The sequence below is a fragment of the Solirubrobacter deserti genome (genome assembly GCF_027587175.1).
Classification (GTDB): domain Bacteria; phylum Actinomycetota; class Thermoleophilia; order Solirubrobacterales; family Solirubrobacteraceae; genus Solirubrobacter; species Solirubrobacter deserti.
On the sequence record NZ_JAPCID010000008.1, the window covers coordinates 1 to 19174 of the forward strand.

At 73.7% G+C, this 19174-nt stretch carries 25 protein-coding genes; 12 read left to right on the plus strand and 13 right to left on the minus strand.

The window, feature by feature from the left end; genetic code table 11:
- A partial coding sequence (locus OJ962_RS06460) for a LytR C-terminal domain-containing protein (protein ID WP_270006248.1) occupies positions 1–424 on the plus strand: 424 nt, incomplete at its 5' end.
- 67 nt (positions 425–491) lie between these two features.
- Positions 492–1271, plus strand: coding sequence for a phytanoyl-CoA dioxygenase family protein (locus tag OJ962_RS06465; protein ID WP_202957202.1), 780 nt, complete (start codon positions 492–494; stop codon positions 1269–1271).
- Here the strand turns inward: OJ962_RS06465 and OJ962_RS06470 are convergent.
- From OJ962_RS06470 to OJ962_RS06485, 4 genes are all read right to left on the minus strand, one after another.
- Positions 1208–2371, minus strand: coding sequence for a sensor histidine kinase (locus OJ962_RS06470; RefSeq protein ID WP_202957201.1), 1164 nt, complete (start codon positions 2369–2371; stop codon positions 1208–1210). The two genes, OJ962_RS06465 and OJ962_RS06470, sit on opposite strands and share 64 nt — an antisense overlap.
- Entirely contained in the window at positions 2364–3044 is a 681-nt protein-coding gene (locus OJ962_RS06475; protein ID WP_202957200.1) for a response regulator transcription factor, read from the minus strand. Before OJ962_RS06475 ends, OJ962_RS06470 begins: the two co-directional genes overlap by 8 nt.
- A 43-nt stretch (positions 3045–3087) precedes the next feature.
- Entirely contained in the window at positions 3088–3525 is a 438-nt protein-coding gene (locus OJ962_RS06480; RefSeq protein ID WP_202957199.1) for a DUF2510 domain-containing protein, read from the minus strand.
- 252 nt (positions 3526–3777) lie between these two features.
- Positions 3778–4152, minus strand: a complete 375-nt coding sequence (locus tag OJ962_RS06485; protein WP_202957198.1) for a SpoIIAA family protein — start codon at positions 4150–4152, stop codon at positions 3778–3780.
- Between the two features lie 24 nt (positions 4153–4176).
- On the opposite strand from OJ962_RS06485, the gene rpiA reads away from it, so the two are divergent.
- Positions 4177–4818: a ribose 5-phosphate isomerase A gene (rpiA, locus tag OJ962_RS06490; RefSeq protein WP_202957197.1), complete on the plus strand. Its 642-nt coding sequence runs from the start codon at positions 4177–4179 to the stop codon at positions 4816–4818.
- Here rpiA and OJ962_RS06495 read toward each other — a convergent pair whose 3' ends face one another.
- Both OJ962_RS06495 and OJ962_RS06500 read right to left on the minus strand, forming a co-directional pair.
- Positions 4819–5394 carry a dihydrofolate reductase family protein gene (locus OJ962_RS06495; RefSeq protein WP_202957196.1) on the minus strand — a complete coding sequence of 192 codons (576 nt, stop codon included), beginning with the start codon at positions 5392–5394 and terminating at the stop codon, positions 4819–4821.
- A 1-nt stretch (position 5395) separates the two neighbouring features.
- Positions 5396–5545 carry a DUF1905 domain-containing protein gene (locus tag OJ962_RS06500; protein WP_202957195.1) on the minus strand — a complete coding sequence of 50 codons (150 nt, stop codon included), beginning with the start codon at positions 5543–5545 and terminating at the stop codon, positions 5396–5398.
- A 52-nt stretch (positions 5546–5597) separates the two neighbouring features.
- On the opposite strand from OJ962_RS06500, the gene OJ962_RS06505 reads away from it, so the two are divergent.
- Complete coding sequence (locus OJ962_RS06505; protein ID WP_202957194.1) at positions 5598–5786, plus strand: hypothetical protein; 189 nt, start codon at positions 5598–5600, stop codon at positions 5784–5786.
- Between the two features lie 37 nt (positions 5787–5823).
- On the opposite strand, the gene OJ962_RS06510 is transcribed toward OJ962_RS06505, so the two are convergent.
- Together OJ962_RS06510 and OJ962_RS06515 are read right to left on the minus strand one after the other, a co-directional pair.
- Positions 5824–7071: a vanadium-dependent haloperoxidase gene (locus tag OJ962_RS06510; RefSeq protein ID WP_202957193.1), complete on the minus strand. Its 1248-nt coding sequence runs from the start codon at positions 7069–7071 to the stop codon at positions 5824–5826.
- Positions 7068–7880: a class I SAM-dependent methyltransferase gene (locus tag OJ962_RS06515; RefSeq protein ID WP_407697500.1), complete on the minus strand. Its 813-nt coding sequence runs from the start codon at positions 7878–7880 to the stop codon at positions 7068–7070. The genes OJ962_RS06510 and OJ962_RS06515 overlap by 4 nt, the downstream gene beginning before the upstream one ends.
- Before the next feature lie 137 nt (positions 7881–8017).
- Between OJ962_RS06515 and OJ962_RS06520 the strand changes: the two genes are divergently transcribed.
- Positions 8018–11416, plus strand: coding sequence for an AfsR/SARP family transcriptional regulator (locus tag OJ962_RS06520; RefSeq protein ID WP_202957191.1), 3399 nt, complete (start codon positions 8018–8020; stop codon positions 11414–11416).
- A gap of 101 nt (positions 11417–11517) precedes the next feature.
- On the opposite strand, the gene OJ962_RS06525 is transcribed toward OJ962_RS06520, so the two are convergent.
- Entirely contained in the window at positions 11518–12084 is a 567-nt protein-coding gene (locus tag OJ962_RS06525) for a hypothetical protein (protein ID WP_202957190.1), read from the minus strand.
- 25 nt (positions 12085–12109) lie between these two features.
- On the opposite strand from OJ962_RS06525, the gene OJ962_RS06530 reads away from it, so the two are divergent.
- Genes OJ962_RS06530 through OJ962_RS06555 form a run of 6 tightly spaced genes read left to right on the plus strand, consistent with a single transcriptional unit; the run spans position 12110 to position 16593 of the window.
- The gene (locus OJ962_RS06530) at positions 12110–12496 is read left to right on the plus strand and encodes an Rv0361 family membrane protein (protein WP_202957189.1); all 387 of its coding nucleotides are present in this window, start codon (positions 12110–12112) and stop codon (positions 12494–12496) included.
- A 27-nt stretch (positions 12497–12523) separates the two neighbouring features.
- Complete coding sequence (locus tag OJ962_RS06535) at positions 12524–13042, plus strand: helix-turn-helix domain-containing protein (RefSeq protein ID WP_202957188.1); 519 nt, start codon at positions 12524–12526, stop codon at positions 13040–13042.
- Complete coding sequence (locus OJ962_RS06540; protein WP_202957187.1) at positions 13039–14154, plus strand: pyridoxal phosphate-dependent aminotransferase; 1116 nt, start codon at positions 13039–13041, stop codon at positions 14152–14154. The genes OJ962_RS06535 and OJ962_RS06540 overlap by 4 nt, the downstream gene beginning before the upstream one ends.
- A gap of 50 nt (positions 14155–14204) precedes the next feature.
- A complete protein-coding gene (locus tag OJ962_RS06545) occupies positions 14205–14792 on the plus strand; it encodes a hypothetical protein (protein WP_202957186.1) in 588 nt (195 codons plus the stop codon).
- 16 nt (positions 14793–14808) lie between these two features.
- The gene (locus OJ962_RS06550) at positions 14809–15708 is read left to right on the plus strand and encodes a carbohydrate kinase family protein (protein WP_202957185.1); all 900 of its coding nucleotides are present in this window, start codon (positions 14809–14811) and stop codon (positions 15706–15708) included.
- A 21-nt stretch (positions 15709–15729) separates the two neighbouring features.
- A complete protein-coding gene (locus tag OJ962_RS06555) occupies positions 15730–16593 on the plus strand; it encodes an SdiA-regulated/phytase-like domain-containing protein (RefSeq protein ID WP_202957184.1) in 864 nt (287 codons plus the stop codon).
- Here the strand turns inward: OJ962_RS06555 and OJ962_RS06560 are convergent.
- Genes OJ962_RS06560 through OJ962_RS06570 form a run of 3 tightly spaced genes read right to left on the minus strand, consistent with a single transcriptional unit; the run spans position 16562 to position 17833 of the window.
- Complete coding sequence (locus OJ962_RS06560; protein WP_202957183.1) at positions 16562–16975, minus strand: DUF6691 family protein; 414 nt, start codon at positions 16973–16975, stop codon at positions 16562–16564. The two genes, OJ962_RS06555 and OJ962_RS06560, sit on opposite strands and share 32 nt — an antisense overlap.
- Positions 16972–17400 carry a YeeE/YedE family protein gene (locus OJ962_RS06565; RefSeq protein WP_202957182.1) on the minus strand — a complete coding sequence of 143 codons (429 nt, stop codon included), beginning with the start codon at positions 17398–17400 and terminating at the stop codon, positions 16972–16974. Before OJ962_RS06565 ends, OJ962_RS06560 begins: the two co-directional genes overlap by 4 nt.
- A gap of 7 nt (positions 17401–17407) precedes the next feature.
- A complete protein-coding gene (locus OJ962_RS06570; protein WP_202957181.1) occupies positions 17408–17833 on the minus strand; it encodes a GFA family protein in 426 nt (141 codons plus the stop codon).
- Positions 17834–17917: 84 nt separating this feature from the next.
- Between OJ962_RS06570 and OJ962_RS06575 the strand changes: the two genes are divergently transcribed.
- Complete coding sequence (locus OJ962_RS06575; RefSeq protein ID WP_202957180.1) at positions 17918–18352, plus strand: hypothetical protein; 435 nt, start codon at positions 17918–17920, stop codon at positions 18350–18352.
- Here OJ962_RS06575 and OJ962_RS06580 read toward each other — a convergent pair.
- Complete coding sequence (locus tag OJ962_RS06580) at positions 18349–19170, minus strand: alpha/beta hydrolase (RefSeq protein WP_202957179.1); 822 nt, start codon at positions 19168–19170, stop codon at positions 18349–18351. The genes OJ962_RS06575 and OJ962_RS06580 overlap by 4 nt on opposite strands.
- Between the last annotated feature and the right edge of the window lie 4 nt (positions 19171–19174).

Below are 19174 nucleotides of genomic sequence, written 5' to 3' on the forward strand. Positions count from 1 at the left end.
GATCGCGCTCTTCGCCGCGCTCGCGGTCGGCGGCGCCGCGGCGTACGGGGCGCTGCGGCCGAGCGGCGGCAGCGGGCGCGCCCGCGCGACGCCGACGCCCACGCCGACGCCCACGCCCGTCGCCACGGTTGAGCCCGCCGACGTGACGGTCGCCGTCCTGAACGGCACGACCGTGCCCGGGCTCGCCGCCGCGCTCAGCGGCGAGCTCGCCGCCGCCGGCTTCACCGAAGGCGGCATTGACACGTTCTCCGACCAGCAGCGCACCACTTCAGTCGTGCAGTACGCGCCCGGCCATCGAGCGGAGGCCGAGGCGGTCGGGCGCACGCTCGGGATCAGCCGGCGCGAACCGGTCGGCGCCGACGGCCGTGCGCTCGCGCCCGGGGCGCCGGTGATCGTCATCGCCGGCATCGACCAGGCGCCGTAGCGCGTATCGCCCGCGTATCGAAATCGGCATACGCGACGGCAACGCCGAGGACGTTTGAGTGCAGGCCATGACCTCCCTCAACTCGGCGGTGGCGACGACGGTGGCGAACGAAGGCTGGGCCGTGGTCGGTCAGCTCGACCGGCCGCTGGCCCGCAGGCTGCTGCACGCAGTCGACGAAGTCGCCGCTCGCACCTCCGACACACCGCAGCCGCTGCACCTGCTGTCCGGCCTGGCGCAGCATCCCGACCTGGCCGCCATCGTGGACTGGCCGCCGCTGCTGGCGCTCGCGGTGGAGCTGCTCTCACCGAACGTGTACGTCAACCACTCGCACCTCGACGTGCATCCGCCGCACGCGCCCACGGGCGCGCACCGCTGGCATCGTGACAACGGCCTGATGGGCCGCGACATGCGGCTGCTGTGGCGCGACCAGCCGCGCGTCACCCTCAAGGTCGCGGTCTATCTGACCGACGTCGACTCGCCCGATGACGGCGCGCTGGAGGTGGTGCCGCGCAGCCACCTGGACACGACCTCGCGCTACCCGACCGAGGACCAGCCCGACGGCGTGCCGATCCTCGGCCCCGCCGGCACGGTCGCGGTGTTCGACGCCCGGGTCTGGCACCGCCGGCGCGACAACCTCGGCGAGCGCGTCCGCCGCGCGCTGTTCATGGCCTACAGCTACCGCTGGCTGACCTCGCGCGACACGCCGTTCGAGGACGTGCCGGAGTGGGCGAACCTGCCCCGCATCCGCCGCCAGCTGCTGGGGGACAAGACGGTCGACCCGTTCTACTGGGCCTCGGGCGAGCTCCCGCTCGATCCCCGCTCCTCGGACTTCCAGGAGGCGGCGTGACCGCCGCGCGGCAGTGACACGCTGACGACGAGGCCGCCGCCGGACCGGGGCGCGAGCTCGAGCGCCCCGTCGTGGGCGCGGACGATGCTCTGCACGATGGCCAGCCCGAGCCCGACGCCCGCGTGCTCGTCGGTGCGGATGCGCTCGGTACCGCGCTGGAACGGCTCGGTGAGCGTCGCGACCAGCCCGGGCGGGAGCGGGTGGCCCGTGTTCTCCACGCGCAGCACGCTCGCGTCCGCCCGCGCCTCGGTGTGCACCGTCACCGTGCCGCGCGAGGCGAGGTTGTGGACGATCGCGTTCTGGACCAGGTTCGTCACCATCCGCGCCAGCAGCGCCGTGGAGCCGACCGTCTGTGCCTTCTCACCGGTGACCTCGAGCGTGATCGCGCGCGCCTCGGCCAGGGCCAGCAGCGTCTCGGCCGCCTCTTCGGCGAGCAGGGAGAGATCGACCGCCTCGCGGGTGAAGTTGCGGCCGTTGCCGCGGCTGAGCAGCAGCAGCGCCTCGGTGACCTCGATCGCCCGCGTGTTGACCGTGTGCAGGCGCTCGATCAGCTCGCGCTGGTCGCGCGTCGGGTCGCTGCGGGCGACGTCGAGCAGCGTCTGCGAGATGGCCAGCGGCGTGCGCAGCTCGTGCGAGGCGTTCGCGGCGAACCGCCGCTGCTCGTCGACGTGCGACTCGAGCTGCTCGAGCATCGTGTCGAAGACGTCCGCAAGCTCGCGGAACTCGTCCTTCGGGCCTTCCAGCCGGACCCGGTGCGACAGCGACCCGCGCGCCGCCAGCCGAGCCGCGTCGCCGATCCGCGTCAGCGGCGCGAGCATCCGGCCGGCGAGCAGCCACCCGCCCGCGAGCCCGAGCACGAGCAGGAACCCGAGCGCGAGCGCCGCCTTGGGCGCGAACGCCTCCTGCAGGTCCGAGCGGCTGGGCGTGAACCACCGGGGCGCGCGGAACCCGTCGCCGCCCGATATGGGCGCGGTCTCGGGCACGTAGCGCAGCAGGAACACCCACACGACGGCCAGCAGCAGCGTGCCGGAGACGACGATCACCCCGGCGTAGCTGAGCGTGAGCTTCAGCCGAGCGCTGAGCCCGGCGCGCCTAGGCATCGGGGCTGGCGGCGCCCGTGTCGATGCGGTAGCCGACGCCGGGCACCGTGGCGATCAGCCACGGCTCGCCCAGGCGCTTGCGCAGGGCGGAGACGGTGATGCGGACGGCGTTGGTGAACGGGTTCGCGTTCTCGTCCCACGCCCGCTCGAGCAGCTCCTCGGCACTGACGACCCCGCCCTCCGCGGCGACGAGCACCTCCAGCACGGCGAACTGCTTGCGGGTGAGCGCCACATAGCGCCCGTCGCGGAAGACCTCGCGCCGGAACGGGTCCAGCCGCAGACCCGCGATCTCGCGCACCGGGGGCCGGGCGTGCGCGCGGCGGCGGTCGAGCGCACGCAGGCGCAGGACCAGCTCACGCAGCTCGAACGGCTTGGTCAGGTAGTCGTCGGCGCCGAGCTCGAACCCGGTCACCTTGTCGTCGAGCCGGTCGGCCGCGGTGAGCATCAGGATCGGGATGCCGCTGCCGGACGCGACGATCCGCCGCGCGATCTCGTCCCCGGACGGGCCGGGGATGTCACGGTCGAGCACCGCGAGGTCGTACGAGTTGATGCTGAGCAGTTCGAGCGCGGCGTTGCCGTCGCCGGCGATGTCGGCGGCGATCGCCTCCAGCCGCAGGCCGTCACGGACGGCTTCAGCCAGATACGGCTCGTCCTCGACGATCAGCACGCGCACACCCGAAGCCTAGGCAGGCCGGCATATCGCCGGCGTATGGAAATCAGCGGCCCTTGGTACGGGTGCGCCGCTCGCGCCAGACGATCTCCGTCCAGCGCTCGCCGTCCCAGTAGCGACGCACGCCCTCCTGGTCCTTGTACCACCCGGGCTCGCCGCTGTCGGGCGGCGGAGGCGGCGGCGGATGGTCGACCAGCGCGGCCTCGTGGGCGGCCGGCGCCGCCTCCTCCGGCTCGCTCTCGGCGTGCGCGGTGAACTCCGTCGTGGTGGACGGCTCGCTCGGCTCCGCAGCCGCCGGCGGCTTGCGCGGCGGCTTCCACCAGCCGCTCACGAGCACCCCGACCAGGCCGCCGAGCCCGAGGCCGGCCAGGCCGAGCGAGGCCGCGACGCCGACCTCGTCCGGCGCCTCCCGGTTGCCGAAGTACACGCCGCCCGCCGCGCCGAGCAACGCGATCGTCGCGATCACCAGCCACTGCCACCTCACGCCCGCACCCGTCCTCGCATCCGCTGGTCCTGGGTCGAGTATGCCCTGCCGACCCCCGCACCGGACCGCGTGGGTGATCCGGTTCACCCCCGCGGGCGATAGGACAGGCGCCGGGCGATCGGCAAGGTAGGTCCCACAGAGGCTGACCCCCTCGCTGAACCGAAGGCCCCCGGGCAGTCCTTACCTCCCCCCGACACCCGCCGGCCCTGCAGCACCGCCGCCGCGCCTGACCAGCGCGGCGGCCTCTCTTCCTCAGACGCCCGCGAGCCACGCCTCCGCGGCGGCGCGCTGCTCGCCCGTGAACACGCGCACCTCGCCCGGCACGAGCCACCCGAACAGCGAGAGGCTGCGGCGGACCCAGTCGATGTCGCTCACCACGGCGATCGCGATCGCGATCGAGCGCTGCCCGGAGCCGAGCCTCGCGGCCGCTTTGAGCTCGGTCACGAGCCCGGCCGATTCCAGCCCGTGGAAGTCCTCGATCACGGCCAGCGCGCGCAGGTCCTCGCCGCGCTCGATCCGCGCGGCGATCGGCGGGAGCAGGACGTCCTGGTAGTCGGCGCGCGTGAGCCGCTCGGAGATGACGAACGCCAGGATGCCCGGCGCGCCGGCGTCGGCGACGGTGACCATGCCCAGACCCTAGAGTGGGCGACGGTGACGCTGGGTGAGACGGAACGACACGCGGCCGCCGCGCACGCGGCCGGCCTGGTGGAGGGCGGGATGCGCGTCGGGCTCGGCACGGGCTCCACGGTCGCGCCGCTGATCCCGCTGCTCGCGGCCACGGGGCTGCGGCTGCGGTGCGTCGCGACCTCGGAGGCGACGGCGCGCGCGGCGGCGGCCGCCGGGCTCGTCGTCAAGCCGTTCGACACGCTGACCGAGCTGGACATCGCGATCGACGGCGCGGACCAGATCGCGCCCGGGCCGTGGCTGATCAAGGGCGGTGGCCGCGCGCACACGCGCGAGAAGATCGTCGCGGCGGCGGCACGGCGGTTCGTGGTGATCGCCTCGCACGAGAAGCCCGTGCCGCGGCTCACGGCGCCCGTCCCGCTGGAGCTGCACCCGTTCGGGCTGGCCTCCACGCTCGCCCGCCTTCAATACGCCGTCCCGCGCGGCGGCGCGGCCAGCCCGGACGGCGGCGTGATCGCCGACTGGACGGGGCCCGTGGACGACCCCGCCGCGCTGGCTCAGCGGCTGGACGCCGAGCCCGGCCTGATCGCCCACGGCCTGTTCGCGCCGAGCCTGGTCACCGACGTCGTCGTCGCCACCGGCCGGGAAGTCGAGCACACCCGCCGCTGATCACGCGCCGGGCGGGCCGTCCAGCACCGTCGGCACGTACTCGAGCAACTGCAGGCGGCCGTCGAACAGGCGGCTGTCGGCCAGCTCCAGCGCCACGTCGGGGAGGCCGTCGAAGATGCGGTGGCTGCCGGTGACGCCGGTGATGACCGGGAACACGACGACGCGGTAGCGGTCGACCAGGCCCGCCGCGAGCAGCGCCCGGCAGAGCGTGACGCTGCCGAGCGTGCGCAGCGGCCGCGACTCGCGCGCCTTCAGTCCCCGCACGGCCTCGACCGCGTCCCCGTCGATCAGCTCCGTGTTGGCCCAGTCGAGCGGCGCCTTCAGCGTCGAGGAGAACACGACCTTGGGCATCGCGGTCATCGCGACCATGCCCGGATCGTCGGCCATGTCGGCGGCGAACCCGGACATCAGCCGGTAGGTGTTGGCGCCCATCAGCGTGACGTGCTGCTTCTCGGCGTCGGAGTCGATGAACGCGAGGTACTCCGGCCCTTCCATGCCCCAGAACCCGGGCCAGCCCTCGGCGCCGGCGTAGCCGTCGAGCGAGATGATGAAGTCGACCATCAGGGTGGTGGACATGTCAGCCGATCCGCTCGTCGATGCGCACGTGGACGCTGTCGCCCGCCTGCTTGCCGATCGACTTGCGCAGCTGCGCGCGCACCGGCAGCCGGTGCGTCCACGCGCCTGGGTTGTCGCCCTTGCTGAGCCGGGCGTCGAACTCTTTCGCCATGCCGCCAAGACTCCCACGGTCGCGAGAACTCATCGGTGGGTAGCCCGAGGTCATGGACAAGGAAACCGACGCACGCTTCAAAGAGGCCGTCGAGCGCAAGAACGAGCAGGCCCAGCAGGCCGCCGACCAGAATCCCGACGCGCCGCCGTCCAGCGATCAGAACCCCAGCCAGGACGTCAACGACCCGCGCGCCAAGAACAGCCGGCATGGCCAGGTGACGGCCGACAAGTGGAACCAGTGACGGACCGCCCCGCGCGTGGCGGGGCGGCCCAGCTCACCTAGAAGTCGCGCTCGAAGTGGCGCGCGAGCCCTTCGCGGGCGACCTCGACGCCGATCTGCGCGCCGTCCTCATCCGCCTTGCGGAAGTGGATGCCGGAGAACACCCGCGCGTCGACGATCTCGTCCACGGCCTGCGCGAAGCCGCGATAGTCACGCGTGGTGCCGGACGTCGTGCTGTTCATCGTGAACCGCGCGCGGTGCCCGAACACCCGCTCCAGCGAGACCGCCATGGCGGCGCCGAGCGAGGACAGCCCGGAAGGGTGCTCCGGGTAGGCGGGCGTGTTGATCAGCGGCAGCCAGCCGGCGTCCGGCTCGGTCATGGCGTTGCCGTCGTCGGCCGCGCCGCGGATGGCCGTGATCGGCCGCCAAAACGTGTACTTGGCCTTCCCGTTCCAGGTCGCGATCGCGGTGTCGGCGGCGGTCATGTACAGCATCGCGAACATACGCGCGGTGTCCACGTCACGCAGCCGGCGCTCGGCCGCGAGCACGCGCGCGGCGCGCGTGAACGGCTGCGGCCCCTCGGCCCAGAAGCGCGCCTGATCGGTCTGGTCGGCCGTGCGCACGGTCGAGTCGAGCGCGCCGACGGCCTTGACCTCGGCGAGCTCGCGCGCGTAGGCGCGGCTCGTGAGCGGGTGCGGCGCCGAGCGCGCGAACCGCTTCGGGTCCTCGACCAGGAACGGCCGCACGTCCTTGACCCACGCGCCCGGATCGTTGCCGAACGCGGGCAGCACCGGCCGCCACTGCCCGACCGGCCACGGGTCCGAGGACGACGCTGGCGCCGGGAAGCGGTACGTGCCGTAGCGGCCGTCGCCGTCGCGGTCCTGCAGCATCGCCGCCGCCGCGATCGCGCCGACACGCGCGCCGCCGTCCCGCGCCGGGCCGGCCGGGATCGCGCCCATCGACGCCTCGTACTGCGCGCCGAGCGTCGGGGCCTGGGCGGGCACCAGGGCCAGCAGCACCTTGTACGCGGCCGTGGCCGCCGCGGCGTCGCGCGAGTACCAGTCCCGCGCGCGGACGTCGACGACGTACGGCTCGTAGCGGCCGTCGATCGAGTTGACGGCGTCGAAGACGGCGCCGTGGACCATCGAGAGGTGCACGGTCGAGACGGTGGGGGACTGGGCCGCGGTCCCGACCAGGGCCGAGACGGCGTTGACGTTCCAGTCCGTGACCGTGTCGGCGCGCGCCGCCTCCGAGATGGCGAGGGCGGCGATCACCGCCATGCAGAACGCCAGCATGGCGCGCTTCACCGCTTCACCGCCACGACCTCGAGGTACTCGGCCGGCACGGCGATGGCCCCGTCGCGATTGCGGGCCGCGCGCTTGACGACCTCGATCAGGTCATGCTCGAGCGCGGCGGCGCCCGCGGGCCCGACGGCCTCGAACGCCTTGACGGTCGGGCCGTACCACTCGCGCAGCGTGTAGATGAACTCCGCGGGGCGGCGGAAGCGCCACGTGAACGTGCGCCGGCGCGTGCTGACGAGCTCCACGTCGTCGCCCAGCAACTCCGTGATGCCGGCCTCGGTGCCCCAGCGCAGCGGGGAGGCGACACCCGGGGGCGGCGGGACGTGCCCGGCCGTCGTGCGGAACAGCTCACCGAGGAAGCCCTCCGGCGTCCACGAGGCGAGCGCGATCAGGCCGCCGGGGCGCGTCGTGCGGACGAGCTCGGACGCCGCCTTGGCCTGGTCGGGCGCGAACATCGCGCCGAAGGTCGAGATGACGGCGTCGAACTCGCCGTCCCCGTACGGCAGCGCCTCGGCGTCGGCCTCGGCGAACTCGATGTTCAGGCGCTCCGCGCGCGCCCGCTCGCGGCCGCGCTCGAGCAACTCCGGGACGTAGTCCGTGCACGTGACGTCACAGCCGCAGCGCGCGGCGGCGATCGCCGCGTTGCCGGTGCCGCCCGCTACGTCAAGCACGCGTGACCCGGCGATCAGGTCCGCGCTGTCGACCAGCAGCTCGGCGACGATATGGATCAGAGCAGCGATCACGCCGAAGTCGCCGCTGGCCCACATGGCCTGCTGACGCGACTTGACCGTGGCGAGATCGATGGCCTGGGGGATGATTGTCACTGGTTGGCTCCTGGGGAGGAAAGGGGAGGAGCGCGCATGGTCCCGGGGGCCGGTTTCAGCGCGGTAACAGCGCGTCGTGTACGGTCGCGTCACTGGACCACGAATTCCGCATCCTCGGACCGCTGGAGGTGCTCGACGCCGACGGCGTCGTGACCCTGGGCGGCGCTCGGCAGCGCGCGCTGCTGGCCGTGCTGCTGCTGCACGCGAACGAGACGCTCAGCGCCGATCGCCTGATCGACGAGCTGTGGGGCGACGCGCCGCCGCCCACCGCCGCCAAGACCGTGCAGGTCTACATCTCGCGCCTGCGCCGCGCGCTGAAGGACCCGGCGATGATCGCCACGCGAGAGCCCGGGTACGCGCTGCGGCTCGACCGCGAGCGCCTGGACGCCCACCGCTTCGAGCGGATGATCGCCGAGGGACGCGCCGAGCTCGCGGCCGGGCAGCCCGGCCGCGCCGCCGCCACGCTCGACAGCGCGCTCTCGTTGTGGCGGGGCACGCCGCTCGCCGACCTCGCCGACGAGCGCTTCGCCGAGCGCGAGCGGTCGCGCCTCGAGGACCTGCGCGTCACGGCGCTCGAGCAGCTCACGGAGGCGGAGCTCGCGCTGGGGCAGCACGCGCACCTGCTGGAGCGGCTCGAACGCCTCGTCGCCGAGCACCCGTACCGCGAGCGCTTCCGCGCGCAGCTGATGCTCGCGCTCTACCGCTGCGACCGACAGGCCGACGCGCTCGCCGCCTACCGCGACGCGCGCCGCAGGCTCGCGGACGAGCTCGGCATCGAGCCGGGGGAGCGGCTGCGCGAGCTCGAGCGGGCGATCCTCACACAGGACCCGCGGCTGGATCTCGCCCCGGTCACGCCCGTGCCCGCGGCGGAGGTCCTCGCGGGCGCGTTCGTCGGCCGCGAGCGCGAGCTGGGCGCGCTGATCGCCGGGCTCGACGACGCCGTCGCGGGCCAGGGGCGCCTGTTCCTGCTCGTGGGGGAGCCGGGGATCGGCAAGAGCCGGCTCGCGGAGGAGCTGAGCGCGCAGGCGCGCTCGCGCGGCGCGCAGGTGCTCGTCGGCCGCTGCTGGGAGGCGGGCGGCGCGCCGGCGTACTGGCCGTGGGTGCAGTCGTTGCGCGGGTATGTGCGCCGGGCTGACCCCGACACCTTGCGGGCCCAGCTCGGCCCCGGCGCGGTCGACGTCGCCCAGCTGCTGCCGGAGCTGCGGACGGTGCTCCCGGACCTGCCGCCGGCGCCCGCCGTCGAGTCCGAAGGCGCGCGCTTCCGGCTGTTCGACTCGCTGACGGCGTTCCTGCACAGCCTGGCGGCCGCCCAACCGCTCGTGCTCGTGCTCGACGACCTGCACGCCGCCGACGAGCCGTCCCTGCTGCTGCTGCGGTTCGTCGCGCGCGAGCTGGGGCACAGCCGCGTGCTGATCGTCGGCGCCTTCCGCGACGTCGACCCGACGGTCTCCGAGCCGCTCCAGCGTGCCGTGGCCGAGCTCACGCGCGAGCCCCTCACGCGTTCGCTGCCGCTGACCGGCCTGTCCCAGGCCGACGTCGCCCAGTTCCTGGAGCCCGCCTCCGCGCCGCCCGAGCTCGTCGCCGCGGTCCACGCCGAGACCGAGGGCAACCCGCTGTTCGTCGGCGAGATCGTCCGCCTGCTCGGCAAGGAGGGCCGGGTGACGATCCCGCACAGCATCCGCGACACGATCGGCCGCCGGCTGCGCCATCTCTCCGACGAGTGCAACGAGCTCCTGCTGTACGCGTCGGTGCTCGGCCGCGAGTTCGACTTGACCGTGCTCGCGCGCGTCAGCGGGCACGACCGCGGCAGCGTGCTCGAGCTGCTCGACGAGGCGATGCAGGCCCGGGTCGTCTCCGACGTGCCGGGCTCGATCGGGCGTATGCGCTTCGCGCACGCGCTGATCCGCGACGCCGCCTACCGCTCGCTGGCGCGGGCGCGGCGGCTGGAGCTGCACCGCCGCGTGGGGGCGGCGCTGGAGGCCGTCCACCAGGGCGACCTGGAGCCGCACCTGGCCGAGGTCGCCCACCACTTCTTCCTCGGGGGCGCGCCGGAGGCGGTCGAGTACGCGTCCCGCGCGGGCGCCCGCGCCGTCGCGCTGCACGCCTACGAGGAGGCGGTGCGCCTGTACGAGATCGGGCTCGCCGCGCTGCACAACGCGACGCCCGTCGAGCACTGCCGGCTGCTGCTCGCGCTCGGGGACGCGCAGGGCCGCCAGGGCGACGACGTGCGCGCGAAGGCGACGTTCCTGCGCGCCACCGAGCTGGCCCGCACGGCGGGGGAGGCGGAGCTGTTCGCGCGCGCCGCCGCCGGGTACGGCGGGCGCTTCCTGTGGAGCCACGGACTCACCGACGAGCGGCTCGTGCCGCTGCTGGAGGAGGGCGTCGCGACCGTGGGCAGCCAGGACAGCGCGCTGCGCGTCCGGCTGCTCTCACGCCTGGCCGCGGCGCTGCGCCACGGCCCGACGCGGGCGCGGCGCGAGGTGCTGATGGGCGAGGCGATCGAGATGGCGCGCCGGATCGGCGACCCGGTCACGATCGCGTCCGCGCTGACCGCCGCCGAGTCGGCGCTGCACGCGCCGCACACGGCGCGCCAGCGGCTGGCGAACGCGGGCGAGATCGTCGAGCTGGCGACGGTCGCCGGCGACCGCGAGCGGCTCTTCGACGGGCACGAGCACGCGTTCTGGGCGTCCTGGGAGCTCGGCGACCCGGAGCGGCGGGGGCGCGAGCTGCTGGAGATGACGCGCTGCGCGCACGATCTGCGCCAGCCCGCGCAGCTGTGGATGCTGGCCGCGGCGCACGCGACGTTCGCGCTCGCCCAGGGGCGCTTCGACGAGGCGCCGGAGCTGATCCGGCGCGCGGCGGAGATCGGCGAGCCCGTGCTGGCCTGGAACGCCGGGGCGGCGCGCACCTTGCAGCGCTTCCTGCTGTGCTGCGAGCGCGGCGGGCTGGAGGAGTACCTGGCCGAGGTGCGCGACGACGAGCCCGCGTTCCCGTCACCGCTCGTGCATCGCTCCGTGCTCGCGCACGGCTACGCGCGGCTCGGGCGCCTGGAGGAGGCGGCGCCGCTCGTGGCTGAGATCACCAGCCACGACCTGGCGGACTGGCACGTCGACGAGCAGTGGTTCTGCAGCATCTGCCTGCTGGCGGAGACGTGCGCGCGGCTCGACGACCCGGCTTGCGCCGCGTGCCTGTACGAGCTGCTGGCGCCGTACGCGGACCACAACGCGGTGGCCGTGCCGGAGATGGCGATGGACTCGACCGCGCGGCCGCTCGGCATCCTCGCCACGCTGCTCGAGCGCTATGACGAGGCGGAGGAGCACTTCCGCGCGGCGGCGGCGATGAACGAGCGCATGGGCGCGCGCGGCTGGCTCGCCCACACGTGGGCCGAGCACGCGGCGCTGCGGCAGCGGCGCGGGGACCGCGCCACCGAGCTCGTGGCGCAGGCCGAGGCGACCTACCGCGAGCTCGGCATGACGGGAGAAGCGGCTAGTCGTTACCGCCGCCCGCGCCCCAGGCTCCCGCGGTGAACGCGAGAATCACGGCCAGCAGGCAGATCGCAACCCAAGTCATGCTCATGGCGACAGTGTAGGTCGGATGATCGGGGTGGGGCGGAGGGGATGTCCAGACCTCAATGTGGGTGGTCCCCGCTCGTGGCCGCGGGTGGGCGCGACTCCTCGGCGAGGCTGGTGATCGTCAGCTGCCCACGCGCCGCGTCCTCGAGGACGCCGGTCGCCTCCTCGGACGAGCGCGCGTACAGCTCGACCAGCAGGTGGACGACGATCTGCTCGTCCTCGTGCTTGTGGAAGCGGACGTGGGTGAAGAACTCGCGCGTGCCGTGGTCGCCGAACGCGGCGTAGGCGAGCGCGTCCGCGGCCTCCGGGCCCGAGCACGTCTCGACGGACTCCGCGTCCACGGTCACGGTGCAGGAAGCCACCCAGGGCGTGCCCACCACCATCCGCTCCCAGCGGTCCTCGACCGGCTCGATGCGGTCGTTGTGGAAGACCAGGTGCGGCTGGTCGTGCATGCAGTCGAGGCACTGGACGACGGCTTCCTGCAGCTCGTCGACGACCTCGGCGCGGCGCCCGGATTCAGGGTCGATCCGGTGGATGCCCTCGTAATGGACCTGGACCTCGAGGTCCTGTGACCAGCAGCGGTAGCACCGCAGCCACGATCCGATCGGTCCTGCAGTCGACATGCGACGCCATTCTATGCTCCGCCCGGTGCGTGGCCTGCTCGTCGCCGTTTTGCTCGTCGCGATCGGCGTCTGCGGGTGCGGCGGGGGCCCGTCGGACCAAGAGCAGGTACAGACCACCGTGGAGGCCTTCGGGCGCGCCACCGCCGCCAAGGACTACCAGCGGCTGTGCGACGAGCTGCTGTCGCCCAAGCTCGTCGAGGAGGTCGCGTCCTCCGGGCTGCCGTGCGAGGCCGCGCTGCGCCAGGGCCTGGGTGAGGTGCGCGCGCCGACGCTGACCATCGGGAAGATCACGGTCGATGACGACCGTGCGACCGCCGAGGTCAACAGCGCGGCGCAGGGGCAGTCGCCGTCGCGGGACACGCTGCAGCTCGAGCGCGTCGACGACGCCTGGCGGATCGCGTCATTGCGCTGAGCACATCTGCCCATTATGATGGGCAGCATGAACTTGAAGGCGCTGCGTGGCGACGTGTCGGTGCTGGAGCTCGCGCGCCGCTCGGGCGTCGCGCGCAACACGATCACGGCGCTCGAGCGCGGCGACGGCAACCCGACGCTGGACACGCTGTACGCGCTCGCCGACGCGCTGGGGGTCCCGTTGGCGGCGCTGCTGGAGACCCCGCCGGCCTCGACGGTCGTGCGTGCGGGAGAGGGCGTGCTGGTCGAGGGCGCCGCGATCCACGCGCACCTGATCGACCGCTTCGAGCGGCCGGGCGTGTTCGGCGAGGTGTACGCCATCCGCTTCCGGGCGGGTGAGCGGCGCGAGGCGCCGCCGCACCCGTTCGGGGTCGAGGAGCGGCTGCACCTGCACACCGGGCGCGTCCGGGTCGGGCCGGTGGACGCGCTGCTGGAGCTCGGGCCGGGGGACTACGCGTCCTACTCGGGCTCGGTCCCGCATCTCTACGAAGCGCTCGAGGACGCCTCGGGCACACTGCTGATCCTGACCGGGAGGTCGTCGCGATGAAGCGCGCTGCGCGCATGCAGGATGTGGCCGGGTTCGGCATCGACCGCGTCGCCGACGCGGTGGTGGGCGCCGACGTGCTGCGCCTGGAGAACCTGGACACCGACCTGCCGCTGCCGCCCGAGGCGGTGGAGGTGACACGCGCGGCGCTGGAGGAGCCCGTGTCGAACTCGTGGCTGCCGTTCACGGGCGACCTCGGGCTGCGCGCCGCGATCTCCGACCACATCGCGGCGCGGCACGGGCGCGTGTACGACCCGCGCTCGCAGATCGTCGTGACCTGCGGCGGCTGCGAGGCGGTGCTGGACATCCTGCTGGCCACGATCGACCCGGGCGACGAGGTCGTGCTCACCGACCCGATCTACGCGGGGCTGGTGAACCGCGTGCGGCTGGCGGGCGGCGTGCCGGTCTTCGCGCCGCTGGTGGTGGACGGCGGCGAGTGGCGGCTGGACCACGACGCGTTGCGCGCCGCGATCTCCCCGCGCACGGTCGCGCTGCTGATGATGAGCCCGTCGATGCCGTCCGGGTGCGTGTTGGATCGCTCCGACTGGGCCGAGGTCGCGCGGCTGTGCCTCGAGCACGACCTGTTCCTGCTCTACGACGCCGCGATGGAGGCGCTCGTGTTCGACGGCCGCGAGCTGTGCGGCCCGCTCGAGCACGAGGGCATGGCCGAGCGCACCGTGATCGCGGGCTCGATGTCGAAGGCCTACCGGATGATCGGCTGGCGCGTGGGCTGGATCGCGGGGCCCGCCTCGGTCGTGAGCGACGCGGGCTGGGTGCACGTCTACAACACGACCGGCGCCGTGTCGGTGGCGCGGCGCGCGGCGGAGGCCGTCCTGCGCGGGCCGCAGGACCACGTGGCTGAGTGCGTCGCCGAGCTCCAGCGGCGGCGCGACACCATCCTCGACGCGCTGCCCGGCTGGAGGATCGTCAAGCCGGCGGGCGGCTGGTCGTTGCTCGTCGAGACCGACATGACCCCCGAGGCGTTCCTCGCCGCGGGCGTCGCCGCGACGCCCATGGCCGGCTGGGGCGACTCCGTGGCCGCCAAGTACACGCGGTTCGTGTTCGCGACCGAGCCGCCCGCCCGCCTGGCCACCCTGGCCACCCGCCTTTCCTAAAGAGGGACAGTCCCTCTTTAGGAAAAGGGGCCGCGGGTAGGTTCGCCGACATGCCCGAGCTGACCGAGCAAGGCCTGTTCCCGGCCGAGCACCGTGCGCTGCGCGAGCTGCACGCGACCGCGAGCCAGGTGCGCACCCATTGGGCGAAGCTGGAGCGCCGGCTCGACGAGCCCGTGCTGGGCGACGGCGCCGCGGCCGCGGACGAGCTGCTGCGCCAGCTCGAGGCGCGGGTGGATCTCAGCGGCCGGCCGGCGGCGCAGGGCGGCGGCGCCGGGCTCGCGGGTGTGCGGCGGCTGGCCGACGTGCTGCTCGAGCGCAACCAGGCGCTGCGGTCGGCGCTGCTGGACATCCAGCACGTGGTGACGCTGCTCGGCTATCTGGCCGGGCTGGCGCGCACGCGCGGCGACGTCGAGCTGGAGGCGTGGCACCTCGGATGGGAGCACCGGCTGCGCGCGCTCGAAGACCGTGGCCGGGCGGCCGCGGCGGCCCTGGCGCAGGACCCGGACCGGGCGATCGAGCCGGCGGAGGACGGCGCGCTCGGACGCGCGGGCGCCAAGCTCGGTGTCGCCTTGGGCACCGTGGGGGAGGCGCTCGACCAGTCGCCGCTCGGTCGGTTGGCTCGACGCCGCGCAACCTGAAAGAGTTCGCGCTCTTATGAGCGTCGATGTCGTCGTAGCGGTCCCGGCCTTCCTGGACATCACCTTCGTGGGTCTCGAAGGGCTGCCCGCACTCGGGGAGGAGCGCTTCGCGGGCGACCTCGTGCGCACACCCGGCGGCGGGGCCATCACCGCGATCGGCGCCGCGCGCCTCGGGCTCTCCACGGCGCTCGCCGCGCCGCTGGGCGACGACGAGGCCGGCGACCTGATCGGCCCGATGATCGAGCGCGAGGGCGTCCAGCTCGTCGGCCGGCGCTGCCCGCGCACGCCGGTCACGGCCGTGATGCCGATCGGCCAGGAGCGCGCGATGGTCACCTACGACCCGGGCGTGCGCGCCCGCGCCGCCGACATCGCCGCGCTGTCCCCGGGCGCCGTGATCGTCGGCCTCAGCCAGCTGGACGTCGTCCCCTACGGCGCGCGGGCGTACGTGAGCGTCGGCGACGACGACGCCCGCGCCTTCGCCGGCCGGCTCCCGGGCGGCGTCTCCAAGGTCCGCGGCCTGTTCATCGAGCAGCGCGAGGCGCTGGTGCTGACCGGCGCGGAGACGGCCGCGGAGGCCGCCGCGATGATCGGCGCGCGCGTCCCGCTCGTCGTGGTCTCGCTCGGCGCGGACGGCGCCGTGGCCTCGATCGAGGGCCGCGCCGCGTCCGTCGAAGGCTTCGACGTGGGCCACTCGGTGGACACCACCGGTGCCGGCGACCTCTACGTCGCCGCCTGGGCGTGGGGCGAGGCCGTCGGCATGAGCGTCGACGACACGCTGCGCTGGGCCGCGCTCTACGCCGCCCTGTCCGTGCGCGTGCCGACCGGCGCGGGCGGCGCGACCACGCTCGCCGAGTTCGTGGCCGAGGGCGCGCGCCGCGGCCTTCCGGCGCCGCCGCAGGGCGTCGGGGCGGGCTGACCCGCGGCTAGCCTCGGGGGCGTGATTGAGCGTCTCGCCGCGGCGGCTGCCGTTCTCGTCGCCGGGTGTGGCGGCACGGGCGCGTCCGCGCCCACCCCGACGCCGACGCTCACGCCGACGGCCGAGTCCGCGCCCGTCGCGCCGTTGTGCGAGGCTGCGCCCGCCACGGTGCTCGGGCGGGTCCGGAACCCGGCGGTCGCCGAGCTGTCCGGGCTCGTGCGCACGCGCACGGGCACGTTCTGGGCGCACAACGACTCGGGCGACTCGGCGCGCGTGTTCGAGCTCGACCGCGACGGCGCGTTCCTGCGCGAGGTCGCGCTTCCCGGCGCGAACGCGTACGACTGGGAGGACATCGCGATCCGCGGCAACACGTTGTTCGTGGGCGACATCGGCGACAACCTCGGGCAGCGGCCCGACCTGCAGGTCTATCAGTTCCCGCTGCCGGACGGGCCGGCGACCAGGATCAACCTCGCGTACACGGACGGCGCGCACGACGCGGAGGCGCTGCTCGTGGACCCGCGCACCGGGCAGCTCGCGATCGTGACCAAGGACTTCGGCGGCAGCGCGGGCGTCTACACCGCGCGCCGGTCGGGCCAGCTGCGCAAGGTCGCGCAGCTCGACCTCGGGCTCGGGCAGGCGGTCACCGCCGGGGACATCTCGGCGGACGGGCGCACGATCGTCCTGCGCAGCTACGGCAGCGCGTGGGTGTGGGAGCGTGACCGCGGCGAGTCGCTGGCCGAGGCGTTCAAGCGCAAGCCGTGCGTCGTGGACGCGCAGCTGGCCGGCGAAGGCCAGGGCGAGACGCTCGCGTTGAGCCGTGACGGCCGCGCCTTCTACACGATCCCCGAGGGCGCTAACCCGCGACTGCGGCGCTACGGCGGCTGAACAGGGCGAACCCCAGCACCAGGCCGGCCAGCGTCGCGAGCGCCCACGGGATGCCCTGGCCGAGCTGGGCCGCGATCGGACCCGGGCACACGTCGGCGACCGCCCAGCCGACGCCGAACAGCACGCTGCCGACCACGTGGCGCTTCTCCGGCCGCACCGTCGACCACGCCACCGGCTCGCCCGTCAGCAGCGCACGCGCCTGCAGCAGCTTCAACACGCGCAGCCCGACGAAGGCCGTGCCCAGGGCGGAGGCGAAGAACAGCATCAGGTACGCGTCGCGGAACAGCAGCCCGTCGCGCAGCACGTCCGGGTTCGTCATGCCCGACCAGCTCAGCGTCAGGCCGAAGACGGCACCCACCACGAACGCCGCGAGCCGCTTCAAAGCAACGCCTCGATCGCGAAGCTGACGACGATCGCGGTGCCGAAGAACGTCCCGGTCGCGACCAGCGCGGCGGGGGAGAGCGCCGCGTTCCCGCTCAACCCGTTGCCCGACGTGCACCCGCCGGCCAGCCGCGCGCCGTAGCCGATCAGCACGCCGCTGGCGACGAGGATCGGGACGACCACCCAGGCCGTGAACGTGTCCGTCAGCCAGCCGTAGCCGTCCACCGGCGCGCCGGCCAGCCCGAACACGACACCGCCGGCGATCAGCCCGAGCAGCAGCCACGCGTGCACGCCGCCGAAGCGCAGCGCGACGGCGTCGGCCCACGCCCGGGTCGCTCCCAGCCGCTCGTTGAGCAGCCAGCGCAGCGCGACCACGCACAACCCGAGCACCGGCCCGCCGATGTACCAGGCGAGCTGTTCATCCATATTCCGATCAGGTTACACGGGCTTCGGAGAAGCGCGGCAGCCCGTCGTCCGGGATCGGCGCCCAGTCCGGCGCCGAGGACAGCCACTGGCGCCACGACGGCTGGATCCCCGGATCGCCGTGCAGCACGCCCATGCGCACGCCGACGACGCCGTCGGTTCCGGGCTCCCCCGACCACAGGTGTCCGCCGCAGGTCGAGCAGAACGTCTTGGGCAGCCCGGTCGGCGGTCGCCACACGGACACGTCCGACGCACCAGAAAGAATGCTCAGGCCATGCCCGTCCGGCAGGATCGCGTTGAACGACCAGGGCGTCCCCGCCCGTCGTTGACAGCGCGTGCAATGGCAGTACCCGGCCGAGACGAAGTCCTTCGTAACCTGGAACTGGACGGCTCCGCACGCGCAAGAGCCCTGCAGAGGTGCTTCGGGCGAAGGCATGCAGCGGAGCCTACTCGGGTACCGCCCCTCCCCACTCGGGTAGAACTAAAGGACCGCAGGGTCCACTGCCGATAACGTTCACACATGGAACACGCCCACATCGACATCACGCCTGGCCTTGACGGTGAGGCCGTCGTGCTGGCCGTGTTCGACCTCGGCGAGGAAGAGATCGCCGCCTCCGCCCACGCGGTCCAGATCATCACGACGGAGCGCTTCCGCAACGCCGAGATGACCACCGACGACGTCCTCGAGTTCCGCGAGATGACGGCGCTCGCCGACGAGCTCGGCGACCACCAGCGCCAGCAGGGCATGCGCACGCTCGTCATGCGCCCGAGCCGGCTGAACGCCTGGCGGCACGCGCTCACGCACTTCGTCGAGTCCCGCGACGAGGCCGAGTGGGCCCGCGAGGACGATCGCAAGGCGCTCCCGTCCGCTCGCGCGCTGCTGTGGCCGCTGGCCGACCTGTGCGCCGACGCGATGCGCGCCGCGCTCACCCCGCCGGCACCGAAGCCTTTCTAGTTGGAAGCAGGGGACATCCCCTCATCCGACCTGCCCAGCGCGCGGTCGACGAAGGCGAGCGCGGTCTCGGCGACCTCCCGCCAGCCGCTGTCGATCGTGAGCGCGTGCCCGCGCTCCACGGACACGATCTCGGTGATGCCCGGGTTGTCCTGCTGCTGCTTGTAGGCGGCGTTGGACAGCGCCCACGGCACGGTGTGGTCCTTGGCGCCGGAGATGATCAGCAGCGGCCCGCGCTCGGGGTTGTCCGTGTCCACCTTGACCTCGGTCCACGGGTTCAGGTTCGCCGTGGCGGCCTGGAACAACGGCGCGCCCGGCGCCGGCACCGCGTAGGTCTCATAGAGCTCCTTCGCCTCCTCGAGCGAGACCGCGTTGGCGAACGCGTACCGGAACTGGTCGAACGTCAGCGGCACGGCGCGGTGGCGGTTGAGCGGGTTCGTCAGTACCGGCGCGGCGGAGCGCAGCGACGAGATCGGGAGCGGCAGCACGCCGCGGAACGGCGCCGGGGACAACGCCACCGTCGCGCGCGAGAGCCCGCGCCCGGCGAGGATCTGCGCCAGCAGCCCGCCGAACGAGTGCCCGATCACGACCGGCTTGGAGTCCAGTCCCGCGATCACGTCGGCGAAGTGATCGGCGACCTGCCCGACCGTCTTGCCGGCGAACACCTCCGGGTGCGCGTTGGCCTCCTCGACGGTCTCCGGGTCATCCGGCCACCCTGGCTGCACGGGCTCGTACCCGCGCTCGGCGAAGAACTCGGCCCAGCGGTCCCAGCTGGACTCCAGCAACCACAGTCCATGGATGAAGACAACAGGCGTGCTCATGGCC